Here is a 21989-nt window from a genome sequence, read left to right on the forward strand (position 1 = left end):
TCCTCGCGGCTAGCGGTCAATCGGGTTCATTCGAATTCGGAGAATTGCACTTCTGGCGCCTTGCGGCGGAAGCCGCCGGTCTGCACGGCCAGGTAGGCCAGGCCGATGGCGAACCAGCCGAGCCCGATGCCCAGGGTCAGGGCGGAGAGGCTGGTCCAGAGCCAGGCGATCAAGGCGAAGCCGATCAGCGGGATCAGCCCGTAGCGCAGGAGGTCGGCGCCAGTGCGCGGGCGGCCGTCGAACAGGTAGGTGCGGATCACCGCCAGGTTCACCGCGGAGAAGGCCACCAGGGCGCCGAAGCTGATCATCGAAGCCAGGGTGGCGAGGTCGATGACCACTGCCAGCAGCGACACCAGGGAGACGATCAGGATGGCGATGGTGGGCGTCTTGAAGCGCTCGGAGAGGGTGCCGAACAGGCTCCGTGGCAGGATGCCGTCGCGGCCCATGCTGTAGAGAATGCGCGATACCGAGGCCTGGGAGGCCAGGGCCGAACCTGCCGCGCCGGCCACATAGGTGGCGGTGAAGAAGGCGGCGAGGAACTGGCCGCCGGCCTTCAGCATCACCTCGTTGGCGGCGGCGTCCACGTCCTGGAAGCTGCTGCCGGGGAACACCAGCTGACTGGCGACGGCCAGCACGAAGAAAAGCACGCCGGCACCCAGGGTGGTGATGACGATGGCGCGAGGGATGTCGCGTCTCGGGTCGCGGGCTTCCTCGGCCAGGGTGGAGACGGCGTCGAAACCGAGGAAGGACAGGCAGAGCACCGCAGCGCCGGCCATCAGCGGCGCCAGCCCAGGCTGGCTGCCGTCGCCGACGAAGGGCGCGGCGAAATCGATGGGTCCGGCCATCAGGCTCTTGCCGGCCATGGCCAGGAACACCAGGACGAAGACCACCTGGGCGGTGACGATCAGGTTGCTCATCCCTGACACCGAGCTGATGCCGAGGATGTTCAGCACCGTAACCAGGGCGATGGAGCCGACCACGAAGACCCAGGCCGGCACTTCGGGAAAGGCGATATTGAGGAACAGGCCGATCACCAGGTAATTGATCATCGGCAGGAAGAGGTAATCCAGCAGCAGCGACCAGCCGGCAAGGAAGCCCACGCCGGGACCGAAGCTCAGGCTGGTGTAGGAGTAGGCCGAGCCGGCAATGGGATAGCGGCGGACCATGAAGCTGTAGGACAAGGCGGTGAAGATCATCGCCAGCAGGGTGACCAGGTAGGCCGGGGCGGTGCGCCCGCCGGTCATCTCGGTGACCACGCCGTAGGTGGTGAAGATGGTCAGCGGCACCATGTAGACCAGGCCGAAGAACACCAGGGCGGGCAGTCCGAGTATCCGCCGCAGGGCCGTGCCCTGGGCGCTGTGGGTGTAGTCGTTCGGCAGGCTGCCGCTGGTGCTGAGGTTGGCGGAAGGGGTAGCCATTATTGTTCTCTCCGGTTTACTGGGCGGCGTCTGGTTCGCGTTGCAAGCCATCCGTGCGCGTGCAGGGCCGGGTCCGTTGCGCATCCGGCTGTGCGCGGGCAGTCAGTAAGGGGGGAGCATGGGCGTCCGCTGGGCGGAAGAGGGGAAGGCGGTGCGGATCGGAAGTGCGCGGGACATCTTCATATCTCTCTAGCGATTGTTCTTGTTCGATCGGCCTCGTTCGAGCGGGCCGTGGTTCGCCTGGCGCTTCGATTCTGTCAGCGCCGCACCGGGGGCAGAACCCTGCAAAGGGTCAAAAAGGGATCGAAGTGGCCAACTTGAATGGCCGGTTGATGGGGTAGGGTGCGCTGTGCGCACCGTGGATTGCGCGCGGACCGGCTGGTGCGCACGGCGCACCCTACGGGTCGACAGCGACTCGCAGGGTGAGCGTGGCCAGCTTCGTAGGATGGGTGGAGCGCAGCGATACCCATCAGCGGGGCGAGCCACCAAGCGTTGGGCTTCGCTGCGCTCTGCGCCAACCTACAGGAGCAGAGGCGCGGTACTTATTTCTTCAGCTTGGTCCAGACCTTGCTGCGCAGGGACAGGGCCTTGGGCGAGCAGAGCTTGAAGGTCTTCAGGCGGTCCAGCTTGTCCTGCGGGGTATTGATCGCGGGGTCGTCGAACAGCTCCTTCTCCATGAACTTGTCCGAGCCTTCGATGGCGTTGTTGTACTTGGCGAAGTTGGAGGCGGCGGCGATGTTTTCCGGCAGCATCATCCAGTTGATGAAGGCGTGGGCCTCCTCGACGTTCACCGCGTCCTTGGGGATCACCAGGTTGTCGATGAAGACGTGGATGCCTTCCTTCGGATAGACGTAGACCAGGCTCTCGCGCTGGGCGTGGGCGCGGTGGAAGGCGCCGTTCCACTGCTGGTGCATGGCCACTTCGCCAGCGGCCATGCGCTCGATGGTGCCGTCGCTGTTGTACATGGCCAGCAGCGGCTTCTGCGCCAGCAGCAGGTCCTGGATCTTCTTCGCGTCCTTCGGGTCCTCGGTGCACTGGTCGATGGACAGGTAGTGGGACGCGGCGATGTACAGGTCTTCGATCGAGTTCAGCGCCACCACCTTGCCCTTCAGCTCGGCCGGTGGCTCGAAGAAGGGTTTCCAGCTCTCGTCGAGCGTGCCGCCCGGCACCTGCTTGCCGTCGTAACTGTAGCCGGTGGTGCCCCAGAGGTAGGGCACGCTGTAGTCGTGGCCGGGGTCGAAGCCCAGGGTCTGGAAGTTGGGCTTGAGGTTCTTCAGGTTGGGCAGCTTGCTCTTGTCCAGCTTCTGCAGCAGGCCGTCGCCGGCCATGATCTGGATGAAACTGTCCGACGGCACCACCACGTCATAGGCACCGCCGCCGGCCTTGAGCTTGGCCAGCAGGGTCTCGTTGCTGTCGTAGGCGTCCAGGGTGGCCTTGATGCCGGTGTCCTGCTCGAACTTCTTCAGCAGCTCCGGCGGGTAGTAGTCCGACCAGTTGGCGAAATGCAGGGTGCCTGCAGCCTGGGCGGAACCGGCCAGGCCGGCGGCGAGCAGGATGGCGAGCGCAAGCGGGGTACGGCGGGTCATGGTCAAGCTCCTTGCTGGTCGTGACGGGTCAGCGCTTGCGCTGCCCGACGTAGTAGGACAATGCAACGAATGCTATGGAAATAACGAGGATGATCGAGGAGATGGCGTTGATCTTCGGCGAAATGCCCATCCGTATCGAACTGAAGATGTACACCGGCAGGGTGGTGGCGCCGGCGCCGGCGACGAAGTAGGTGATGACGAAGTCATCCATCGAGATGATGAAGGCGAGCATGGCGCCGGAAAGGATGCCGGGCATCAGCAGCGGGAAGGTCACCTTCCAGAAGGCCTTCCAGGGCGAGGCGTAGAGGTCGGCGGCGGCTTCGGCCAGACGCGGGTCCATGCCCTCCAGCCGGGCGCGGATCGGCAGGTAGGCGAAGGGGATGCAGAACACCACGTGGGCGATGAGGATGGTGAAGAGCGAGAGCTTCAGGCCGATGAAGGCGAAGAACATCAGGGTGGCCACCGCCGTGACGATCTCCGGCACCAGCAGCGGCAGGCCGAGCACCCCGTTCATCAGCGTCTGGCCACGGAAGGCGCGGCCGCGCATGCCCAGCGCCGCGAGAGTGGCCAGGGAGGTGGCGATCAGGGTTGCGAAGGTGGCGACTATCAGCGAGTTCTTCGCCGCGCGGACGATCTCCGGGTCGTTGGCCACCACCGCGTACCACTTCAGGCTGAAGCTTTCCCAGATGGTCGCCGACTGTCCGCCGTTGAAGCTGAGCACCACCAGCACCAGGATCGGCACATAGAGGAAGGCGAAGAACAACCAGGCGGTCGGCCGCACGCCGGTGAAGCGCCAGAGCGGGTTCTGCAGGTTCATGGATGGCCCCCTGCGGTGGGCTGCTTGAAGCGCAGGCTGTAGAGCAGCATCGCCAGCAGCACGAAGCCGAGCAGGGCGAAGGACAGCGCCGCCCCCAGCGGCCAGTTGTGCGAGGCGCCGAACTGCAGCTGGATCAGGTTGCCGATCATCAGCGCCTTACCGCCCCCCAGTAGCTCGGGGATGATGTAGTTGCCGAGCGAGGGAATGAACACCAGGATCGCGCCGGCCACTATGCCTGGCATGGCCAGCGGGACTATCACCCGGCGCAGGGCCTGGAAGCGGTTGGCGCCCAGGTCGAAGGCCGCCTCCACCAGGCGCCAGTCGAGCTTCTCCAGGCTGGTGTAGATGGGCAGCACCATGAACGGCAGGAAGGTGTAGAGCAGGCCGATCACCACTGCGACATCGGTGTAGAGCAGGCCGAGGGCGCCGTCGGAGAGGCCGAACACGCCGAGGCCGCTGTCCACCAGGCCACCGTTGCGCAGCAGCAGAATCCAGGCATAGACCCGCACCAGCAGGTTGGTCCAGAAGGGTACTGTGACCAGGAACAGCAGCAGGTTGCGCTTGCGCTCGCTCTGCAGCGCCAGGTAGAGCGCGGTGGGGAAGCCGATCAGCAGGCAGCCGAAGGTGGTCAGTACCGAGAGCCAGAAGGAGCGCTGGAAGATCTGCAGGTAGTCGGTATTGAACACCAGGCTGTCGTCCAGGTCGCGTTCGTAGAGGAAGTTGATGTAGGCCTCCAGCGAATATTGGTCCCACTTCACGCCGCCGTAGTCGCCGGGTGCGAGCACCGAGACCAGGAACATGATCCCCAGCGGCAGCACCAGGAACACCAGCAGGGCGAGCATGGCCGGGCTGGTGAGCAGCAGGCGCCGGCGCAGCTGGCGGCGTTCCGCCTGGATGCGCAGGGTGCTCATTCGGTCAGGACCCGGATGGCTTCGCTGGGCACCTGCACCCGCACCCGTTCGCCGGCGGCGTAGGCGTTCAGCGCGCCGTTACGGTTCTGCTGGCGCACGCGGAAGCCGCTCTGTCCGGCGATATTCAGGTGGTAGACGGTGTCGGTGCCGACATAGACCACGTTCTCGATCTCGCCGGCGAGGTTGCCTTGCTCGTCGAGGCTGGTGCGTTCCGGGCGGATCGCCAGGGTGACGGCGCCGCGCCTGGGGCTGAAGGCGCTGAGCAACTGGCCGTCGGGCAGCAGCACGCCGCGCTCCAGGGCCTCGCCCTCGAGGAAGTTGGTCTCGCCGATGAAGTCCGCCACCGTGCGGTTCAGCGGCGCCTCGTAGATTTCCGTCGGTGTACCGACCTGGAGGATGCGGCCGCGGCTCATCACCGCGATGCGGTCGGACATGGTCAGGGCTTCTTCCTGGTCGTGGGTGACGAAGATGAAGGTGATGCCGGTCTCGTGCTGCAGGCGCTTGAGCTCGATCTGCATGTCCTTGCGCAGCTTCTGGTCGAGCGCCGAGAGGGATTCGTCGAGCAGCAGCACCTTGGGCTGGTTGGCCAGGGCGCGGGCCAGGGCGATGCGTTGCTGCTGGCCGCCGGAGAGTTGGTCGGCGCGGCGCCGGCCGACATCCGGCAGCTTCACCAGCTCCAGCATGCGCTGCACCGTCGCGTCGATTTCGCTGCGGCTCAGGCCGCGCATTTCCAGGCCGAAGGCGATGTTCTGCGCCACCGTCATATGGGGGAACAGGGCGTAGCTCTGGAATACGGTGTTGACCGGCCGGCGGAAGGGCGGCAAGCCCTGCATGGGTTCGCCATAGAGGCGGATGGCCCCCGAGCTGGGCTGCTCGAAGCCGGCGATGAGCCGCAACAGGGTGGTCTTGCCGCAGCCGGACGGGCCGAGGAGGGTGAAGAACTCGTTGGCGCGGATCTCCAGGGAAACATCGTCGAGGGCTTTCACGCCCTGCCCCGGATCACCGAACTCCATGCACACACGGTCGACACTGATCGCGCTGGTCATGCTTATCACAAGCTCTAAGGATTTGTTCTTATTGGGCTTTTATTTTTCTGCTGGTGAAGCGGCGCTTGTTTGTCCCGATTCTGTCAGCAGCCTAGTTGGTGCAGAACGATAGTTCAGGTCAAAAGGGGATATTTTCGGCCAAGTTGTGAACCCTGGTGAAGCTTGCAGAGAGGACGGGAAACACCTGTGGGGGCGAATTCATTCGCTAAGCAGACCGCAGGTCTGCCCTTCGGCATCGCAGGGGCAGCTTCGCCGCCCTTCGCGAATGAATTCGCCCCCATAAGGGATTCTGACCCCGGGGCAACCCTACCGCCGATACAGGCTCGGCGACTGCCCGCTCCAGCGCTGGAAGGCGTGGCGGAAGCTGGCGGTCTCGCTGTAGCCGAGCTGCTCGGCGATCAGGTAGATGGGCAGGTCGGTCTGGATCAGCAACTGGCGCGCCTTGTCGTAGCGCACTTCGTCCAGCAGGCGCTGGAAGCTGGTGTTCAGCTGCTGCAGGTGGCGGCGCAGGGTTCGCTCGGAACGGTGCAGCTGGCGCGCCACGCTGTCCAGGTCGCGGGCCTCGCGCAGGTTGCCGGCCAGGTGCTGGCGGATCTGGTCGAGCACGTCGTGGCGGCTGTTGAGCTGGGCGTCCAGTTTCAGGCATTGCTGCAGGCCGTAGTGGCAGGTCACCGGGTCGGCCAGGGGCAGGGGGCGGTCGAGCAGCCCGGCATCGAAGCAGAGGGCATTGCCGGATGCGCCGAATTCCACCGGGCAACCCAGCAGCTGTTCGTAGCCGGCGGCATGCAGCGGTGGCCGGTAGGACAGGCAGACCCGCGTCGGGCCTATGGCCATGCCCAGCAGGTCCTTCACCACGGTCAGCAGCGAGGTCAGGCAGAGCTCGCTGTTGAATACCGTCAGTTCCGGTGCGTAGCGGTAGCCGCCGGCCACCAGGCGCGCCTCTTCTCCGTCCTCTTCCAGGCTCAGCTTGAAGTAGGTGCCCAGCAGTGCCGAATGACCCAGGGCCAGGGTCAGGGCATCGCGCAGGGTACGGCTGGCGAGCATGGTGTAGCCGAGGATGCCGTAGGCCGAGACATGCATGCGCAGGCCGAGGGACAGGCCGAGGGCCGCATCCTGGGTGCAGGCCAGGGCATTGGCGAAGACGCGCAGTTCCTGGGCATGGCTGATCAGCTTGTCGGGGGTATCGAGGTCGGTACAAGCGACGCCGCTGCCCTCCAGCAGGCACTCGCGGGGAATGCCGCTGCTGGCCAGGGTCGCCACCGCCAGGGCAATGGTGTGCAAGGTGGTGAGCGCGCGCTCTTCCGGTAGCAGTGCAGTGGCCATTTCCGTCCCCTTTTGTAACGCCCGTGATGTCCGGTTTCCGGGCATTAAGCTTCAATTCAGGTAGAAGCCCTGCGCGCTCTGTATCCTCGTTGCGCCCTGAACCCCAGAGTCCCTATCGATGCGTTCACTTCTGACCCCGTGGCGGCTGGTCATCTCTCTCCTGCTCCTGGTGCTGGCGCTGCTTGGCGTCGCCGCCCAGCAGTTCCGGTTGTTCGAGCGGGGCTTCTTCAACCTGCAAGAATGGCGCCATGCGTCGGAGTGGCGGGATCGTTCCATCTGGCTGCCCGACTACCAGGTGGTCATCGAGGCCAAACCCATCGAAGGCCTGTCGGACGATGTTTCCGCCCTGACCTATGATCCGGACCGCCACAGCCTCTTCACCGTCACCAACCAGCGCCCGGAACTCATCGAGCTGTCCCTGGACGGCCATCTGATTCGCCGCATCCCGCTGGTGGGCTTCGGCGATCCCGAGGCCATCGAGTACATCAGCAAGGGCGTCTACGTCATCACCGACGAGCGCCGGCAGCGCCTGATCAAGGTGCGCCTGGATGAGAACACCAGGTCCATCGATGCCGACGAAGCCCAGCAGCTGTCCCTGGGCATCGGCCTTTCCGGCAACAAGGGTTTCGAGGGGCTGGCCTACGACACGGCCGGGCAACGGCTGTTCGTTGCCAAGGAGCGCGACCCGGTGCGCATCTACGAGATCCACGGCTTCCCCCACACCAACCCGGACAAGCCGTTCGCCGTGCATGTGGTGGATGACCCGAAGCGCGATGCCCGGCTCTTCCTCCGCGACCTTTCCAGCCTGCAGTACGACGATCGCAGCGGCCACCTGCTGGCGCTGTCGGACGAATCGCGGCTGGTGCTGGAGCTGAACGCCGATGGCCGGCCGATCAGCACCCTGTCGCTGCTGCGCGGCATGCACGGCCTGCAGCAGACAGTGCCGCAGGCCGAGGGCGTGGCGATGGACAACGACGGCAATCTCTACGTCGTCAGCGAACCGAACCTGTTCTACGCGTTCCGCAAACAGCCCCGCGATTGATCAGCTGTCGTCGTCGAGGGTGGCGTCCGGGGCGTTGCTCTTCACCGACTGGATGCCCGCAGTGGCGCTGGCGGCGCTGGCGTACATCTGGCTCTGGCCGATGACCTGGCCGTTGCTGGCCTTGAGCACGAAGTAGAACTTGCCATTGCTGGCCGTCTTGCTTTCGAAGGCGCCTTCGCGAATGGCGTTCTTGCGCACCGAGTCGATGCCGTTCAAGGCGGAATCCTTGGCCTTGTACAGTTCGCTGGTAAGGATGGTCTCGCCGTTGCCGGCGTTCAGGTTGAAATGGAACTGGCCATCGTTGGCCTTCTTCAGATGGAATTTCCCGGCCATGGGGTTTCTCCTGATTCAGTGGCGGAAGACGGCACCGCATGGGGCGCCGTAGCCATCAAATCTAGACGGTTTACCGCAGGCCGGGAGGCGGCCCTCAGAGGCTGATGCTCTTCACGCCGTCCTTGGTGCCGAGCAGCAGCAGGTCGGCCGGGCGGGCGGCGAACAGGCCGTTGGTGACTACGCCGACGATGTTGTTGATCTGCTCTTCCAGTTGTACCGGGCTGTCGATGCGCATGTTGTGCACGTCGAGGATGATGTTGCCGTTGTCGGTCAGCACCCCTTCGCGGTAGACCGGGTCGCCGCCCAGCTTGACCAGCTGGCGGGCCACGTGGCTGCGGGCCATGGGGATGACTTCCACCGGCAGCGGGAAGGCGCCGAGCAGCGGTACCAGCTTGCTCTCGTCGGCGATGCAGATGAAGGTCTTGGCCACGGCCGCGACTATCTTCTCGCGGGTCAGCGCGGCGCCGCCGCCTTTGATCAGTTCGAGACGCTCGTTGCTCTCGTCAGCACCATCCACGTAGAACTCGAGGTCGCTGACGCTGTTCAGGTCGTACACCGGGATGCCGTGGGCCTTCAGGCGCTGGGCGGTGGCTTCGGAGCTGGCCACGGCGCCGTCGAAGGCCATCTTGTGCTGGGCCAGCAGGTCGATGAAGAAATTCGCGGTGGAGCCGGTGCCGACGCCGACGATGCTCTTCTCATCGAGCTTGGGGAGGATGAAGTCGATGGCGGCCTGGGCGACGGCCTGCTTGAGCTGGTCCTGGGTCATGCTGGGGGTCCGAATGGAGGAGTGTCGAGGGCGCGGATTATAGCCGCTAAACCCCGCAATCCATGTGGTCGCCCGACGAATCCCTGGGGTAGACTCCGCCCACCCGTGAAATGCCCGCCAGTGAAGCCCAGATGCTCGAAGAATATGTGAAGAAGACCCTGACCTCGCGCGTCTACGACGTCGCCGTGGAAACCCCGCTGCAGCTCGCCCGCCAGCTCACCGAGCGCCTGGGCAACCAGATCCTCCTCAAGCGCGAGGACATGCAGCCGGTCTACTCCTTCAAGATTCGCGGCGCCTACAACAAGATCGCTCAGCTGTCCCCCGAGGAACTGGCCCGCGGCGTGGTCACCGCCTCGGCCGGCAACCATGCCCAGGGCGTGGCCCTGGCGGCCCGCGAGCTGGGGATCAAGGCCACCATCGTGATGCCGCGCACCACCCCCGATCTCAAGGTGCAGGGCGTGCGCGCCCGCGGCGGCAAAGTGGTGCTGCACGGCGACGCCTTCCCCGAGGCCCTGGCCTATTCGCTGAAGCTGGTGGAAGAGAAAGGCTTCGTCTACATCCATCCCTATGACGACCCGGAAGTGATCGCCGGCCAGGGCACCGTGGCCATGGAGATCCTGCGCCAGCACCCGGGCCGGCTGGACGCCATCTTCGTCCCGGTCGGCGGTGGCGGCCTGGTGGCCGGGATCGCCGCCTTCGTCAAATACCTGCGCCCCGAGGTGAAGGTGATCGGCGTCGAGCCCGACGACTCCAATTGCCTGCAGGCCGCCATGGCCGCCGGCGAGCGTGTGGTGCTGAACCAGGTCGGGCTGTTTGCCGACGGCGTCGCCGTGGCCCAGATCGGCCAGCACACCTTCGATATCTGCAAACACCATGTCGATGAAGTCATCACCGTCAGCACCGACGAGATCTGCGCGGCGATCAAGGACATCTACGACGACACCCGCTCCATCACCGAGCCCGCCGGCGCCCTCGCGGTGGCCGGGATCAAGAAGTACGTGGAGCGCGAGGGCGCGCGCGACCAGACCCTGGTGGCCATCGATTCCGGCGCCAACATCAACTTCGACCGCCTGCGCCATGTGGCCGAGCGCGCCGAGCTGGGCGAGAAGCGCGAAGCCATCATCGCCGTCACCATCCCGGAGCGGCCGGGGAGCTTCAAGGCCTTCTGCGAGGCCATCGGCAAGCGCCAGATCACCGAGTTCAACTACCGCTACAACACCGATGCCGAGGCGCACATCTTCGTCGGCGTGCAGACCCACCCGGACACCGACCCGCGTGCGGCGCTGGTGGAGAACCTGCGCAGCCAGGGCTTCCCGGTGCTGGACCTGACCGACAACGAGCTGGCCAAGTTGCACATCCGTCACATGGTCGGCGGCCATGCCGTGCGCATCAGCGACGAGATGGTGTTCCGCTTCGAGTTCCCCGAGCGCCCCGGGGCGCTGTTCAACTTCCTCAACAAGCTCGGCGGGCGCTGGAACATCACCATGTTCCACTACCGCAACCACGGCGCCGCCGACGGTCGCGTGGTTGCCGGCCTGCAGGTGCCGGCCGGGGAGCGCGCCCTGGTGCACGCAGCCCTGGAAGAGATCGGCTACCCCCACTGGGATGAGAGCGATAACCCGGCCTACCAGCTCTTCCTCGGCTGAGAGCTCCGGAGTGGCGGCTGCTAGGCTTGGACTCAGCCGCCCACGCTGACAAGGACGCGTTCGATGGAAAACTACCTCCTGTTCCGAATCCTCCATGGCGCTGCCACCCTGCTGTTCTTCGGCGGGCTGGCGGGGCTCGGCTGGTATGGCTGGCGCAACTTTCGCGCCGGCGATGCCGCGCTGGTCGGCCTGAGCTTGCGGCGCATCCTCCTGTTCGGTGTGCCGCTGCTGATTCTCAGTGCCGTGGCGCTGCCGGTCAGTGGCTGGTGGATGGTGGATATGGCCGGCCTGCCCCTGGGCCAGACCTGGCTGCTGGGCGGCGCCATCCTCTACCTGTTCGGCTGCATCGCCTGGTTGCTGCTGTTTGGCCGCCTGTCACGGCTGCGCGAGCAGGCCCAGGCCGAAGGTGGGCCGGGCTCGGCCCAGGTCCGGCGCAGCCTCAAGTTCGGCGCCGCCTATGGCCTGGTCGGCCTGCTGCTGTTCCTGTCGGTGCTGGCGCTGATGCTGGCCAAACCGCTCTGATGCGGCTGCCGCTCCTGGCATGACCCTCTACTTCCTGCTCAAGACCTTCCATGGCCTGCTCGCCGCAGTGCTTGTCGGCACAGCGTTGGGCGGGCTGTTCTTCGTGCTTCGTGCATGGAAAAGCGGCGATCTCCAGCAAATAGCCGCCACTTTCTCTTCACTGGTGCGACTGGAACTCTGGTTCGTCGCCAGCTCCGCCCTGCTGTTGCCGCTCAGTGGCCTGGCCCTGGCCAAGGTGGGCGGGTGGCCGCTGGGCCAGCTCTGGCTGTTGTGGAGTGCCGGGATCTACCTGCTGGCGGCGCTCTGCTGGCTGCTGCTGTTCTGGCTGCAGGTGCGCATCCGCAACCAGGCGCGCCAGGCATTGCGGGACGGCAGGCCTCTCGCTTCGCAGGTGGCCCGCCAGGTGGCGCTGCGTAGCTGGCTGGCGGTGCTGGCGTTGGCGCTGCTGGTGGCGGTGTACGCGCTGATGGTGGTCAAGCCGCTCTGACGTCAACCGTAGGGTGCGCTGCGCGCACCGAAATCCGGGCGCGAGGCCCATGGTGCGCATGGCGCACCCTACCGTCATGTCTTAGCGCAGGGAGACGACCGGCCAGCCGCGCTTTTCCGCTTCGGCGCGCAGTTTCGGGTCCGGGTCCACCGCGACCGGGCGAGTTACCTGCTCCAGCAGCGGCAGGTCGTTCAGCGAGTCGCTATAGAAGCTGCTGTCCTCCAGGCTCAGGCCGCTTTCTTCGAGCCAGCGCGCGAGGCGTGTCACCTTGCCTTCGCGGAAGCAGGGTACGTCAGTGGTGCGGCCGGTGTAGCGCCCGTCTTGCATCTCGCATTCGGTGGCGAGCAGGGTCTCGACACCCAGGCGCCTGGCGATGGGGCCGGTGACGAAACGGTTGGTGGCGGTGATGATCAGCAGCCTGTCGCCGGCGGCGCGGTGTTCGGCCAGCAGGGCCTCGCCCTTGGTCAGGATGATCGGCTCGATGCAGTCGCGCATGAACTCGCGATGCCATTGGTCGAGTTGCGCTATTTCGGTGCGCCCGAGGATTTCCAGGCTGAAGTTGAGGTAGTCCTGGATGTCCAGGCGGCCGGCCAGGTAATCCTGATAGAACTCGTCGTTGCGTGCCTTGTAGGCGATCCCGTCGAGGATGCCGCGTTCGCACAGGTAGTCTCCCCAGGCGTGGTCGCTGTCGCCGGCCAGCAGGGTGTTGTCGAGATCGAAAAGAGCCAAACGCACGTCGTTTACCTTGCAGCAGAGCTTCGGAAGGCGGCCAGAATAGCGGCTTTTACCAGGGCTGCCCATTGCGCGAAATGCTCGCATTGCCGCATTTACGGGCTTTATGGAACAATGCCGGAACATGCGTTTGCGAGGTTGTGTGCCGTGATCGATTCCGATGGTTTCCGCCCGAATGTCGGCATCATTCTCGCCAATGATGCCGGGCAGGTGCTTTGGGCGCGGCGTATCAATCAGGATGCCTGGCAGTTCCCGCAGGGCGGGATCAATCCGCGGGAAACACCCGAAGAGGCCCTTTACCGGGAGTTGAACGAAGAAGTCGGCCTGGAACAGCAGGATGTGAAGATTCTTGCCTGCACTCGCGGCTGGTTGCGCTATCGTCTGCCCCAGCGCCTGGTGCGTACCAACAGCCAGCCGCTATGCATCGGCCAGAAACAGAAGTGGTTCCTGCTGCGTTTGCAGTCGGACGAGAACAAGGTACGGATGGACCTGACCGGCAAGCCCGAGTTCGACGGCTGGCGCTGGGTCAGTTACTGGTACCCCTTGGGTCAGGTGGTGACGTTCAAGCGTGAAGTCTATCGCCGAGCCCTCAAGGAACTAGCACCGCGCCTGCTGGCGCAAGACTGACCGGAGAAAGGCTGCCTAGCCATGCTCAATACCCTGCGCAAGATCGTCCAGGAAGTGAACGCCGCCAAGGACCTGAAGGCGGCGTTGGCGATCATTGTGCAGCGGGTCAAGGAGGCCATGGGCAGCCAGGTCTGCTCGGTCTACCTGCTGGATCCAGAGACCAACCGTTTCGTGCTCATGGCCACCGAGGGCCTGAACAAGCGCTCCATCGGCAAGGTCAGCATGGCCCCCAATGAAGGTCTGGTGGGTCTGGTGGGCACCCGCGAAGAGCCGCTGAACCTCGAGCACGCCGCCGATCACCCCCGTTATCGCTACTTCGCCGAAACCGGTGAAGAGCGCTTCGCCTCCTTCCTCGGTGCGCCGATCATCCACCACCGCCGGGTGATGGGTGTACTGGTGGTGCAGCAAAAGGAGCGTCGTCAGTTCGACGAGGGCGAAGAAGCCTTCCTCGTCACCATGAGCGCGCAACTCGCCGGCGTCATCGCCCATGCCGAGGCCACGGGTTCCATTCGCGGCCTGGGTCGCCAGGGCAAGGGCATCCAGGAAGCCAAGTTCGTCGGCGTACCGGGTTCTCCCGGTGCGGCCGTGGGCAAGGCCGTGGTGGTGCTGCCGCCAGCTGATCTCGATGTGGTGCCTGATCGCACGGTCGACGACATCGAGGCCGAGGTTGAACGTTTCAAACAGGCCCTGGAAGCCGTGCGCGCGGACATGCGTCGACTCTCGAGCAAGCTCGAGACCCAGCTGCGCCCCGAGGAACGCGCGCTGTTCGACGTCTACCTGATGATGCTCGACGACGCCTCCATGGGCTTGGAGGTCAAGCGCGTGATCCGTACCGGCCAATGGGCTCAGGGTGCGTTGCGCCAGGTGGTGTTGGAGCACGTCACCCGCTTCGAGCTGATGGACGACGCCTACCTGCGCGAGCGTGCCTCCGACGTCAGGGACCTCGGCCGTCGCCTGCTCGCCTACCTGCAGGAAGAGCGCAAGCAGAACCTGGTCTACCAGGAGAACACCATCCTGGTCAGCGAGGAGCTGTCCCCGGCCATGCTCGGCGAAGTGCCGGAAGGCAAGCTGGTGGGCCTGGTCTCGGTGCTGGGTTCGGGCAACTCCCACGTCGCCATCCTCGCCCGCGCCATGGGCATCCCCACCGTGATGGGCGTGGTCGACTTGCCGTATTCCAAGGTCGACGGCATCGAAATGATCGTCGACGGCTACCACGGTGAAGTCTTCACCAACCCCTCGGTCGAGCTGCGCAAGCAGTACAGCGACGTGGTGGAGGAAGACCGCCAGTTGGTCAAGGGCCTGGAGGCCCTGCGCAGCCTGCCCTGCGAAACCCTCGACGGTTACCGCATGCCACTCTGGGTCAACACCGGCCTGCTGGCCGACGTGACCCGCGCCCAGGAGCGTGGCGCCGAGGGCGTGGGTCTGTACCGCACCGAAGTGCCGTTCATGATCAACGAGCGCTTCCCCAGCGAAAAGGAGCAGCTCGCCATCTACCGCGAGCAACTCGCCGCCTTCCATCCGCTGCCGGTGACAATGCGCACCCTGGATATCGGCGGCGACAAGGCGCTGTCCTACTTCCCGATCAAGGAAAGCAACCCCTTCCTCGGCTGGCGCGGCATCCGCGTCACCCTTGACCACCCGGAGATATTCCTGGTCCAGGTGCGCGCCATGCTCAAGGCCAGTGAAGGCCTGGACAACCTGAAAATCCTGCTGCCGATGATCTCCGGCATCCATGAATTGGAAGAGGCGCTGCACCTGATCCACCGCGCCTGGGGCGAGGTGCGCGACGAAGGCGTGGACATCCCCATGCCGCCTGTCGGCGTGATGATCGAGATTCCGGCGGCGGTGTACCAGACCAAGGAGCTGTCGCGCCAGGTCGACTTCCTCTCGGTGGGGTCCAACGACCTGACCCAATACCTGCTGGCCGTGGACCGTAACAACCCGCGCGTGGCCGACCTCTACGACTACCTGCACCCCGCGGTGCTCCAGGCCCTGAAGAAGGTGGTGGACGACGCCCACGCCGAAGGCAAGCCGGTGAGCATCTGCGGCGAGATGGCGGGCGACCCGGCTGCCGCCGTGCTGTTGCTGGCCATGGGCTTCGACAGCCTGTCGATGAACGCCACCAACCTGCCCAAGGTGAAGTGGCTGCTGCGCCAGGTGACCATGAGCAAGGCCAGGGAGCTGCTGGCGCAGCTGCTCGCCATCGACAACCCGCAGGTCATCCACAGTTCGCTGCATCTCGCCCTGCGCAACCTCGGCCTCGGCCGAGTGATCAACCCGGCGGCTACCATCCAGGCCTGAGCCGCCGGCAGGCAGCTGGCCAGCGCATGTGCTGTGCTCATGGTTGGAAGCAGCTCTATCGCGCCAAGCAATAGCGCAACTGCATCGAGCCTTGCCAGGAAAAACCGTCAGGAGGCAGGGCGGAGCGTCGCCCGCCCCGCCCCGGGCGACAGATCAGTCGCGCAGCTCCATGCGTACATCCCCCAGCTTGGCGCCATAGGGGCCATAGCTGCGCTCCACCAGTTCGCGGCTGCCGTCGGCGCGGACGATCAGTGCCGAGCTGGCGCGGGTTCCGTAGGTGCGGGTGGCGATGAACACGCTGGAGAGCATGCGCTCGGTGTTCAGCCCCACGCCGGTCTCCGGCAGGATGTGGTCTGGAGCCTGCTCCGGGTCATGCAGCAGGTTCAACAGGGAGTCGGTGGACGGCGGGTCCAGGCATTCGGCGAGGGCCGCCTTGCCGCGTTCCACCTTGGGCCAGGGCGTGTCCAGGTCGGCATTGGAGATGCCGTAGATACCCGCCTTGAGGTTGATCGGCCCACCGCTGCGCGGGTTGAGGAACCAGAGTTCGCGGTCGTCGCCCACCAGCAGGTTGAAGCCTGAATAGTCGCCCGCCCGTCGCAGCGCATCGGCGAGGAACTCGCCTGGCCCCATCTCGCCGCGCAGGAACTGCACGCAGAGTTCGCCGCGGGTACGACCGACCGGAGGCGTTCGCGGGTCGCGGATATTGGTGAGGGCGGCGAAGCGGCCTTTGGATCCTGCGCCGAGCCAGGTACCTCCGGCTTCCAGGTCTCGGCCTGCGAGTACACCGGGCGCGTCTTCCCACTTCGCAAGGGGGAGGGTGGGACGTGCGTAGAATTCATCGCGGTTTGCAGCGAGCACCAGCGGGACTTCGTGTCCGGGGCGCCATGCGAATACGATCAAGCACATGGAGTCGTCTCCTTTTTATGAGCCGGAGTGTAGCAGCCTGTAGGAAAACTACATCAGCTGCAAAAGGATTTCCTCTGGGTTATCGGCAGGTTTTGGCAAGCGTCCATCGTCCCAAGTGGAGCGTAGAACGGCCTTCCGTTAACATGCCGCTTTGTTTTCGGGGGTGTCCATGGAATTCCTGCTCTATCTGGTGCTCGGCGCCTGCGCTGGAGTACTGGCCGGGCTGTTCGGCGTCGGTGGCGGCATGATCATCGTGCCGGTGCTGGTGTTCAGCTTCACGGCGCAGGGGTTCGATTCCAGCATCCTCACCCACCTGGCCGTCGGCACCTCGCTGGCGACCATCATCTTCACCTCGATCAACTCGGTGCGCGAGCATCATCGCAAGGGCGCCGTGCGCTGGCCGATCTTCGCCTGGATGGCCGTGGGCATCCTTCTCGGTGCCGGCCTCGGCTCCCTCACGGCGGCGGCGATCCAGGGTCCGATGCTGCAAAGGATCATCGGGGTTTTCGCCATACTGGTAGCCTTGCAGATGGGGCTGGACCTGAAGCCCAAGGCGAGCCGCGACGTGCCCGGCAAGCCGGGGCTGACCCTTGCGGGAGCGGTGATCGGCTGGGCCTCGGCCATCTTCGGTATCGGCGGCGGTTCACTGACCGTGCCCTTCCTGACCTGGCGCAGCGTACCGATCCAGCAGGCGGTGGCCACGTCCGCAGCCTGCGGGCTGCCGATCGCCGCGGCGAGCGCGCTGTCCTTCATGGTGCTGGGCTGGAACGAAACCCACCTGCCGCCCTGGAGCCTGGGGTTCGTCTACCTTCCGGCGCTGGTGGGCATCGCCGTCACCAGCATGTTTTTCGCCCGTTTCGGCGCGCGCCTGGCCCATCGGCTGTCGCCGCGCCTGCTGAAACGCCTGTTCGCCCTGCTGCTGCTGGTAGTGGGCCTGAACTTCCTGATCTAAGGAGCTGTGATGCTGGCTTATCCCCAGATCGACCCGGTGGCCCTGGCCATCGGCCCGCTGAAGATCCACTGGTATGGCCTGATGTACCTGATCGGCATCGGTGGCGCCTGGTGGCTGGCCTCGCGCCGGCTCAAGGCCTTCGACCCCACCTGGAGCCGCGAGAAACTCTCCGACCTGGTGTTCTGGGTCGCCCTTGGCGTGATCGCTGGTGGCCGCCTCGGTTACGTGCTGTTCTACGACCTGTCGGCCTACATCGCCAATCCGCTGCTGATCCTCGAGGTCTGGAAGGGCGGCATGTCCTTCCACGGCGGCCTGATCGGCGTGATGCTGGCCACCTTCTGGTTCGGCAGGCGCAACAACAAGAGCTTCTTCCAGCTCATGGATTTCATCGCGCCCCTGGTCCCGATCGGCCTGGGCGCCGGGCGCATCGGCAACTTCATCAACGCCGAGCTCTGGGGCAAGGCCACCGACCTGCCCTGGGCGATGATCTTCCCCACTGATCCGGCCCAGCTGCCGCGCCACCCGTCGCAGCTGTACCAGTTCGCCCTGGAGGGTGTGGCGCTGTTTGCCATCCTCTGGTTCTACTCGCGCAAACCCCGCCCGACCATGGCCGTTTCCGGCATGTTCGCGTTGTTTTACGGCATTTTCCGCTTTGCGGTGGAATTCGTCCGTGTACCTGACGCCCAGCTCGGTTACCTGGCCTTCGGTTGGTTGACCATGGGCCAGGTCCTCTGCCTGCCGATGATCATCGGCGGCATCGCCATGATCGTCTGGGCCCACCGCCGTCACGCCGCCCAAGGAGCCATCTGATGAAACAGTATCTCGAGCTGATGCGCCGGGTGCGCGAAACCGGCACCTTCAAGAGCGACCGCACCGGCACCGGCACCTACAGCGTGTTCGGCCACCAGATGCGTTTCGACCTGGCCGACGGCTTCCCCATGGTGACCACCAAGAAGTGCCACCTGAAGTCCATCATCCATGAGCTGCTGTGGTTCCTGCAGGGCGACACCAACATCAAGTACCTGAAGGACAACGGCGTCTCGATCTGGGACGAGTGGGCTGACGAAGAGGGCAACCTGGGTCCGGTCTACGGATACCAGTGGCGCTCCTGGCCGGCCCCGAACGGCGAATCCATCGACCAGATCACCAAGGTCGTGGACATGATCAAGAAGAACCCGGACTCGCGCCGGCTGATCGTCTCCGCCTGGAACCCAGCCCTGGTGGACGAGATGGCCCTGCCGCCCTGCCATGCCCTGTTCCAGTTCTACGTGGCCGACGGCAAGCTGAGCTGCCAGCTCTACCAGCGTTCGGCGGACATCTTCCTCGGCGTGCCCTTCAATATCGCCAGCTATGCACTGCTGACCCTGATGGTGGCCCAGGTCTGCGACCTGCAGCCGGGCGAGTTCATCTGGACCGGCGGCGACTGCCACCTCTACGCCAACCACATCGAGCAGACCGACCTGCAGCTGTCGCGCGAGCCGCTGCCGCTGCCGACCATGAAGCTCAACCCGGCGGTGAAGGACCTGTTCGCCTTCACGTTCGAGGACTTCGAGTTGGTGGGCTACCAGTCGCACCCGCATATCAAGGCGCCGGTAGCGGTTTGAGTTAGGCGGGCAGGCCTTCGGCCTGCTTCGCGATTGAAATCGCCCCCACAGGAAAAGCGCCGAACCAAGCGCCTGCGCGGACTGCCCCCTCTCCCTTCAGGGCGAGGGTAATCTCCGGTGGCAGGGTGTCGCGGGGGCAGGCCTTCGGCCTGCTCGGCGAATGAATTCGCCCCTACAGGATTCATCCCGCCGGGACTAAGGCTCCAGCCCCTTCGCCAGGCTTGCCACCCAGCCCTGGCGCTCAGCCTGTTCCAGCTCGGCCCCGGGATTGAGCGACGACCATTCCGGATGCGCGCGGGCCCTGGCCAGGACTGCCGGCAGCTTGCCTTCGCGCCACTGCTTCTCTTCCGGCGTATCCACCCGGATCGCTTCGAACGCCGCATGCCCACGGGCGTCCAGCGCCGCCAGCAGCTTGCGTTGGCGCAGGGCCAGCAGGCGCAGGATGGCGTCGTCCACGGTCAGCTCCCGCTGCCCCTTGATCTTGCCCAGCAAGCGTTCGCCATAGTGGCCGACGGTCTGCCAGGCGCCGCCGGCCAGGGCGCCCAGGGCTGCCGCCGCGCCCAGGGTGAGGCCACCCACCAGCAGGTCGACGCCGGCGCCGGCCGCCGCGCCCGCCGCCATGCCACCGCCCAGGCGTACGCCCAGTTGCTTGATGGTTTCCGGGTTGAACAGGTCATCGCCCCAGCGGCCGCCCAACAGGGGCAGTTCGCCGGCGGCGGCATCCTCGCGGCTGAAGGCGTAGAGCCGCAGCAGGGCTTCCACGCAGCGTTGCTCGCGCTGGCGCACCTGCTGGCGCAGCGCCTCGGTGGCGGCCTGCAGGGCGGCATCCTGGGCCGGCACGCTGCGCCGGCAGGCGGCCACGTCGAGCAGGAGCTCGGCGATCAGCCGGCTACCCGTCTCCAGGCGCAGGCGCCGTTGCGCCTGGTGATCCTCCACCAGCCGCTGCAGTTGCGGGCGCGCCCGCTCCAGTAGCAGGGCCAGGCTGTCATAGAGGCGTTGCTCGCCATCCAGTGGCGGCGCCACGCTGTCGAAACGCACCAGGGCGTGCAGGCCCAGACGGGCCAGGGCCTCGCGCCAGTCCGCCTCGCGATGGCCCTCGCTGGCGACGAAGTTCAGCACTGGCAGCAGCGGCCGGCCGCACATGGCCAGCACCGCCAGCTCGTCGCGGTACTTGGCCAGTACCGGTTCGCGGGCGTCGATCACGTAAAGCCCGGCATCCGACGCCAGCAGCTGGCGCAGCACCTTGGCTTCCTGCTCGAAGCGCTGGCGCGCCTCGCTGCCGTCGAGAAAGCGGGCGAGGCGGGCCGGGCCGTCCATTCGCTCACCGGGGCGTTCCAGGCGCTCAAGATGGTCGAGCAGGGCAATGGCGTCTTCCAGTCCGGGGGTGTCGTAGAGCTCCAGCAGCGGCTCGCCGTCCACCGACAGCCGCGCGCCTTCCACATGGCGGGTGGTGCTGGGACGGTGGGACACCTCGCCGAAATCGCGGTCGCGCAGCAGGGTGCGCAGCAGGGAGGTCTTGCCGACATTGGTGTGGCCGACCACGGCCAGTTTCAGCGGCTTAGTCATGGCCGGTCTCCAGCCAGGTCATGGGCGCTCCTTGGGCATGGGGCAGCGCGAGGCGATCCAGGGCCTGGTGCCAGTCCTCCAGGCGCTGGCCATCCAGGGCTTCGCCGGGCGGAGCGGGCAGCAGCCAGACGCGGGTCTGCGTGGCGCTGCGGGAAAGCTCGCCGATCAGCGCCAGGGTGCCGCGGTCCGGCGAGCGGCGGGGATCGCAGGCCACCGCCAGGCGCTCCGGCGGAAAGCGGCTGAGTTGGTCGAGCAGGCGTTGGCGCTGTTCACGGCTATCGAGCACACCGGCGTCGGCCACGCCCTTGGGCAGGGCGGGCGGCCAGTGGCGCCGGTCATCCAGCTCGATGGCCACTAGCAGCGCGCCCTCGCTGCGGCCGTTCTGACTGCCGGCACGTGGTTCGACCAATTCAGTGGGGGCGGCATCGCAGACGCCCAGGCGCTCGCTGGCCGGCTGCAGGCGTTCGCGCAGCAGGCTGAAGCCGGGCAGGCCGAGATCCAGGCCGAGGCTTGCCCGCCCTTGCAACCAGCGCCACAGGCAGAAGAGCCCGAGCACCAGGCGCGGCAACAGGCCGTAGGTGAAGGTGACGCCCAGCAGCCAGCCCGACCAGGCCTGGCGCGCGGAATCGTCGGCCAGCACGCTGCTGCTGGCGCGGATGGTCGCCGCGTCCGGCAGGCTGAAGCCGAGCAGCGCGGGCAGGGCGCCCAGGGCCCGGGTGAGGAAGACGAAAGTGTCGCTGCCGAGGATGGTGGTTTCCCAGACGAAGCCGTAGCGCCGGGTGGCGAGCAACAGCAGCAGGACCAGCAGGGCGCTGCCGAGGGTCAGGACCCAGGTACCGTGGACCAGGGCGCCCAGCCCCCAGCGGGTCAGGCCCCGGCGTTGCAGCAGCAGGAGCAGGGCGGGGGCCAGGTGTGCGGCCTGGGCGTCGCGGGCCAGCCTGGCGCTGAGCCAGAGCCAGGTGCGGCCAAGCAGGCTGGCGCTGCCGCCGAGTCCGAAGGAAAGGGCCCAGCCCAGCAGGGTCAGCAGGTGCAGGCCGAGCAGGCTGCCCAGGGCCCAGAACAGGTTGACCGGGCGTTGGCCATCGCCCAGGGCGGCGAAGGCCAGCCCGGCGCCGCCCAGCAGGGCCAGCAGTACCAGAAGCAGGCCGGCCCATTGCGCGCCCTGGCGCCAGTGCTGCAGCGCCTGCAACTGGCCGTCGCGCTCGGCGAGCCAGAGTGCGCGGGCCTGGATGCGTTGCGCCAGGTCGCCGCCAGCCGCATTGGCGCGGCGATTGGCTTCGGCGTCTTCCAGGGGGCCGGCGTGGTCTTCACGCAGGCGGATCGCCTCGGTCAGCCAGAGGCGGTCGAGAGAGGAGAGGGGAGGGGGAACGGGTTGGCTCACGAAGGGCCTCTTGGCCAAGGGTG

The 21989-nt window shown here is 66.0% G+C and carries 21 protein-coding genes; 9 read left to right on the forward strand and 12 right to left on the reverse strand.

Annotated features, from left to right (window positions below):
- Positions 1-26: 26 nt before the first annotated feature.
- The 6 genes from E8F11_RS14190 to E8F11_RS14215 form a co-directional block, all read right to left on the reverse strand.
- Positions 27-1418 carry an APC family permease gene (locus E8F11_RS14190; protein WP_280289451.1) on the reverse strand — a complete coding sequence of 464 codons (1392 nt, stop codon included), beginning with the start codon at positions 1416-1418 and terminating at the stop codon, positions 27-29.
- A 542-nt stretch (positions 1419-1960) separates the two neighbouring features.
- Positions 1961-3004 carry an extracellular solute-binding protein gene (locus tag E8F11_RS14195; RefSeq protein WP_280289452.1) on the reverse strand — a complete coding sequence of 348 codons (1044 nt, stop codon included), beginning with the start codon at positions 3002-3004 and terminating at the stop codon, positions 1961-1963.
- Positions 3005-3032: 28 nt separating this feature from the next.
- The gene (locus tag E8F11_RS14200; protein ID WP_280289453.1) at positions 3033-3821 is read right to left on the reverse strand and encodes an ABC transporter permease; all 789 of its coding nucleotides are present in this window, start codon (positions 3819-3821) and stop codon (positions 3033-3035) included.
- Entirely contained in the window at positions 3818-4732 is a 915-nt protein-coding gene (locus tag E8F11_RS14205) for an ABC transporter permease (protein WP_280289454.1), read from the reverse strand. The genes E8F11_RS14200 and E8F11_RS14205 overlap by 4 nt, the downstream gene beginning before the upstream one ends.
- Positions 4729-5778 (reverse strand): ABC transporter ATP-binding protein, encoded by a 1050-nt coding sequence (locus tag E8F11_RS14210; protein ID WP_280289456.1) that lies wholly within the window; start codon positions 5776-5778, stop codon positions 4729-4731. Before E8F11_RS14210 ends, E8F11_RS14205 begins: the two co-directional genes overlap by 4 nt.
- A gap of 306 nt (positions 5779-6084) precedes the next feature.
- Entirely contained in the window at positions 6085-7101 is a 1017-nt protein-coding gene (locus tag E8F11_RS14215; protein WP_280289457.1) for an AraC family transcriptional regulator, read from the reverse strand.
- Between the two features lie 118 nt (positions 7102-7219).
- Here E8F11_RS14215 and E8F11_RS14220 point away from each other — a divergent pair, with 118 nt between their 5' ends.
- The gene (locus E8F11_RS14220; RefSeq protein ID WP_280289458.1) at positions 7220-8143 is read left to right on the forward strand and encodes an SdiA-regulated domain-containing protein; all 924 of its coding nucleotides are present in this window, start codon (positions 7220-7222) and stop codon (positions 8141-8143) included.
- On the opposite strand, the gene E8F11_RS14225 is transcribed toward E8F11_RS14220, so the two are convergent.
- The gene (locus E8F11_RS14225; RefSeq protein ID WP_280289459.1) at positions 8144-8476 is read right to left on the reverse strand and encodes a YegP family protein; all 333 of its coding nucleotides are present in this window, start codon (positions 8474-8476) and stop codon (positions 8144-8146) included. It lies immediately after the preceding gene.
- Positions 8477-8570: 94 nt separating this feature from the next.
- On the reverse strand, positions 8571-9242 hold the full coding sequence (gene rpiA, locus E8F11_RS14230) for a ribose-5-phosphate isomerase RpiA (protein ID WP_280289460.1): 672 nt from the start codon (positions 9240-9242) through the stop codon (positions 8571-8573).
- A 131-nt stretch (positions 9243-9373) separates the two neighbouring features.
- Between rpiA and ilvA the strand changes: the two genes are divergently transcribed.
- From ilvA to E8F11_RS14245, 3 genes are all read left to right on the forward strand, one after another.
- Positions 9374-10888, forward strand: a complete 1515-nt coding sequence (gene ilvA / locus E8F11_RS14235) for a threonine ammonia-lyase, biosynthetic (protein ID WP_280289461.1) — start codon at positions 9374-9376, stop codon at positions 10886-10888.
- A 63-nt stretch (positions 10889-10951) separates the two neighbouring features.
- Complete coding sequence (locus E8F11_RS14240) at positions 10952-11410, forward strand: DUF2269 family protein (RefSeq protein ID WP_280289462.1); 459 nt, start codon at positions 10952-10954, stop codon at positions 11408-11410.
- Positions 11411-11429: 19 nt separating this feature from the next.
- A complete protein-coding gene (locus tag E8F11_RS14245) occupies positions 11430-11897 on the forward strand; it encodes a DUF2269 family protein (protein ID WP_280289463.1) in 468 nt (155 codons plus the stop codon).
- Between the two features lie 81 nt (positions 11898-11978).
- On the opposite strand, the gene E8F11_RS14250 is transcribed toward E8F11_RS14245, so the two are convergent.
- Entirely contained in the window at positions 11979-12632 is a 654-nt protein-coding gene (locus E8F11_RS14250; protein ID WP_280289464.1) for an HAD family hydrolase, read from the reverse strand.
- A gap of 144 nt (positions 12633-12776) precedes the next feature.
- On the opposite strand from E8F11_RS14250, the gene E8F11_RS14255 reads away from it, so the two are divergent.
- Positions 12777-13256, forward strand: coding sequence for an RNA pyrophosphohydrolase (locus E8F11_RS14255; RefSeq protein ID WP_083246036.1), 480 nt, complete (start codon positions 12777-12779; stop codon positions 13254-13256).
- A 21-nt stretch (positions 13257-13277) separates the two neighbouring features.
- A complete protein-coding gene (gene ptsP / locus E8F11_RS14260; protein WP_280289465.1) occupies positions 13278-15557 on the forward strand; it encodes a phosphoenolpyruvate--protein phosphotransferase in 2280 nt (759 codons plus the stop codon).
- Positions 15558-15710: 153 nt separating this feature from the next.
- Here the strand turns inward: ptsP and E8F11_RS14265 are convergent, their stop codons facing one another.
- Positions 15711-16463, reverse strand: coding sequence for an NRDE family protein (locus tag E8F11_RS14265; protein ID WP_280289467.1), 753 nt, complete (start codon positions 16461-16463; stop codon positions 15711-15713).
- Between the two features lie 169 nt (positions 16464-16632).
- On the opposite strand from E8F11_RS14265, the gene E8F11_RS14270 reads away from it, so the two are divergent.
- Genes E8F11_RS14270 through E8F11_RS14280 form a run of 3 tightly spaced genes read left to right on the forward strand, consistent with a single transcriptional unit; the run spans position 16633 to position 19019 of the window.
- Positions 16633-17415 (forward strand): sulfite exporter TauE/SafE family protein, encoded by a 783-nt coding sequence (locus tag E8F11_RS14270; protein ID WP_280289468.1) that lies wholly within the window; start codon positions 16633-16635, stop codon positions 17413-17415.
- A gap of 9 nt (positions 17416-17424) precedes the next feature.
- Positions 17425-18225 carry a prolipoprotein diacylglyceryl transferase gene (gene lgt / locus E8F11_RS14275; protein ID WP_280289469.1) on the forward strand — a complete coding sequence of 267 codons (801 nt, stop codon included), beginning with the start codon at positions 17425-17427 and terminating at the stop codon, positions 18223-18225.
- Positions 18225-19019, forward strand: coding sequence for a thymidylate synthase (locus tag E8F11_RS14280; RefSeq protein WP_280289470.1), 795 nt, complete (start codon positions 18225-18227; stop codon positions 19017-19019). The genes lgt and E8F11_RS14280 overlap by 1 nt, the downstream gene beginning before the upstream one ends.
- 195 nt (positions 19020-19214) lie before the next feature.
- On the opposite strand, the gene E8F11_RS14285 is transcribed toward E8F11_RS14280, so the two are convergent.
- Entirely contained in the window at positions 19215-20585 is a 1371-nt protein-coding gene (locus tag E8F11_RS14285; protein WP_280289471.1) for a GTPase/DUF3482 domain-containing protein, read from the reverse strand.
- Entirely contained in the window at positions 20578-21966 is a 1389-nt protein-coding gene (locus E8F11_RS14290) for a DUF2868 domain-containing protein (RefSeq protein WP_280289472.1), read from the reverse strand. Before E8F11_RS14290 ends, E8F11_RS14285 begins: the two co-directional genes overlap by 8 nt.
- Positions 21967-21989 lie beyond the last annotated feature (23 nt).

Origin of the sequence: Pseudomonas sp. BN417 (genome assembly GCF_029871205.1) — a bacterium.
GTDB lineage: Bacteria > Pseudomonadota > Gammaproteobacteria > Pseudomonadales > Pseudomonadaceae > Metapseudomonas.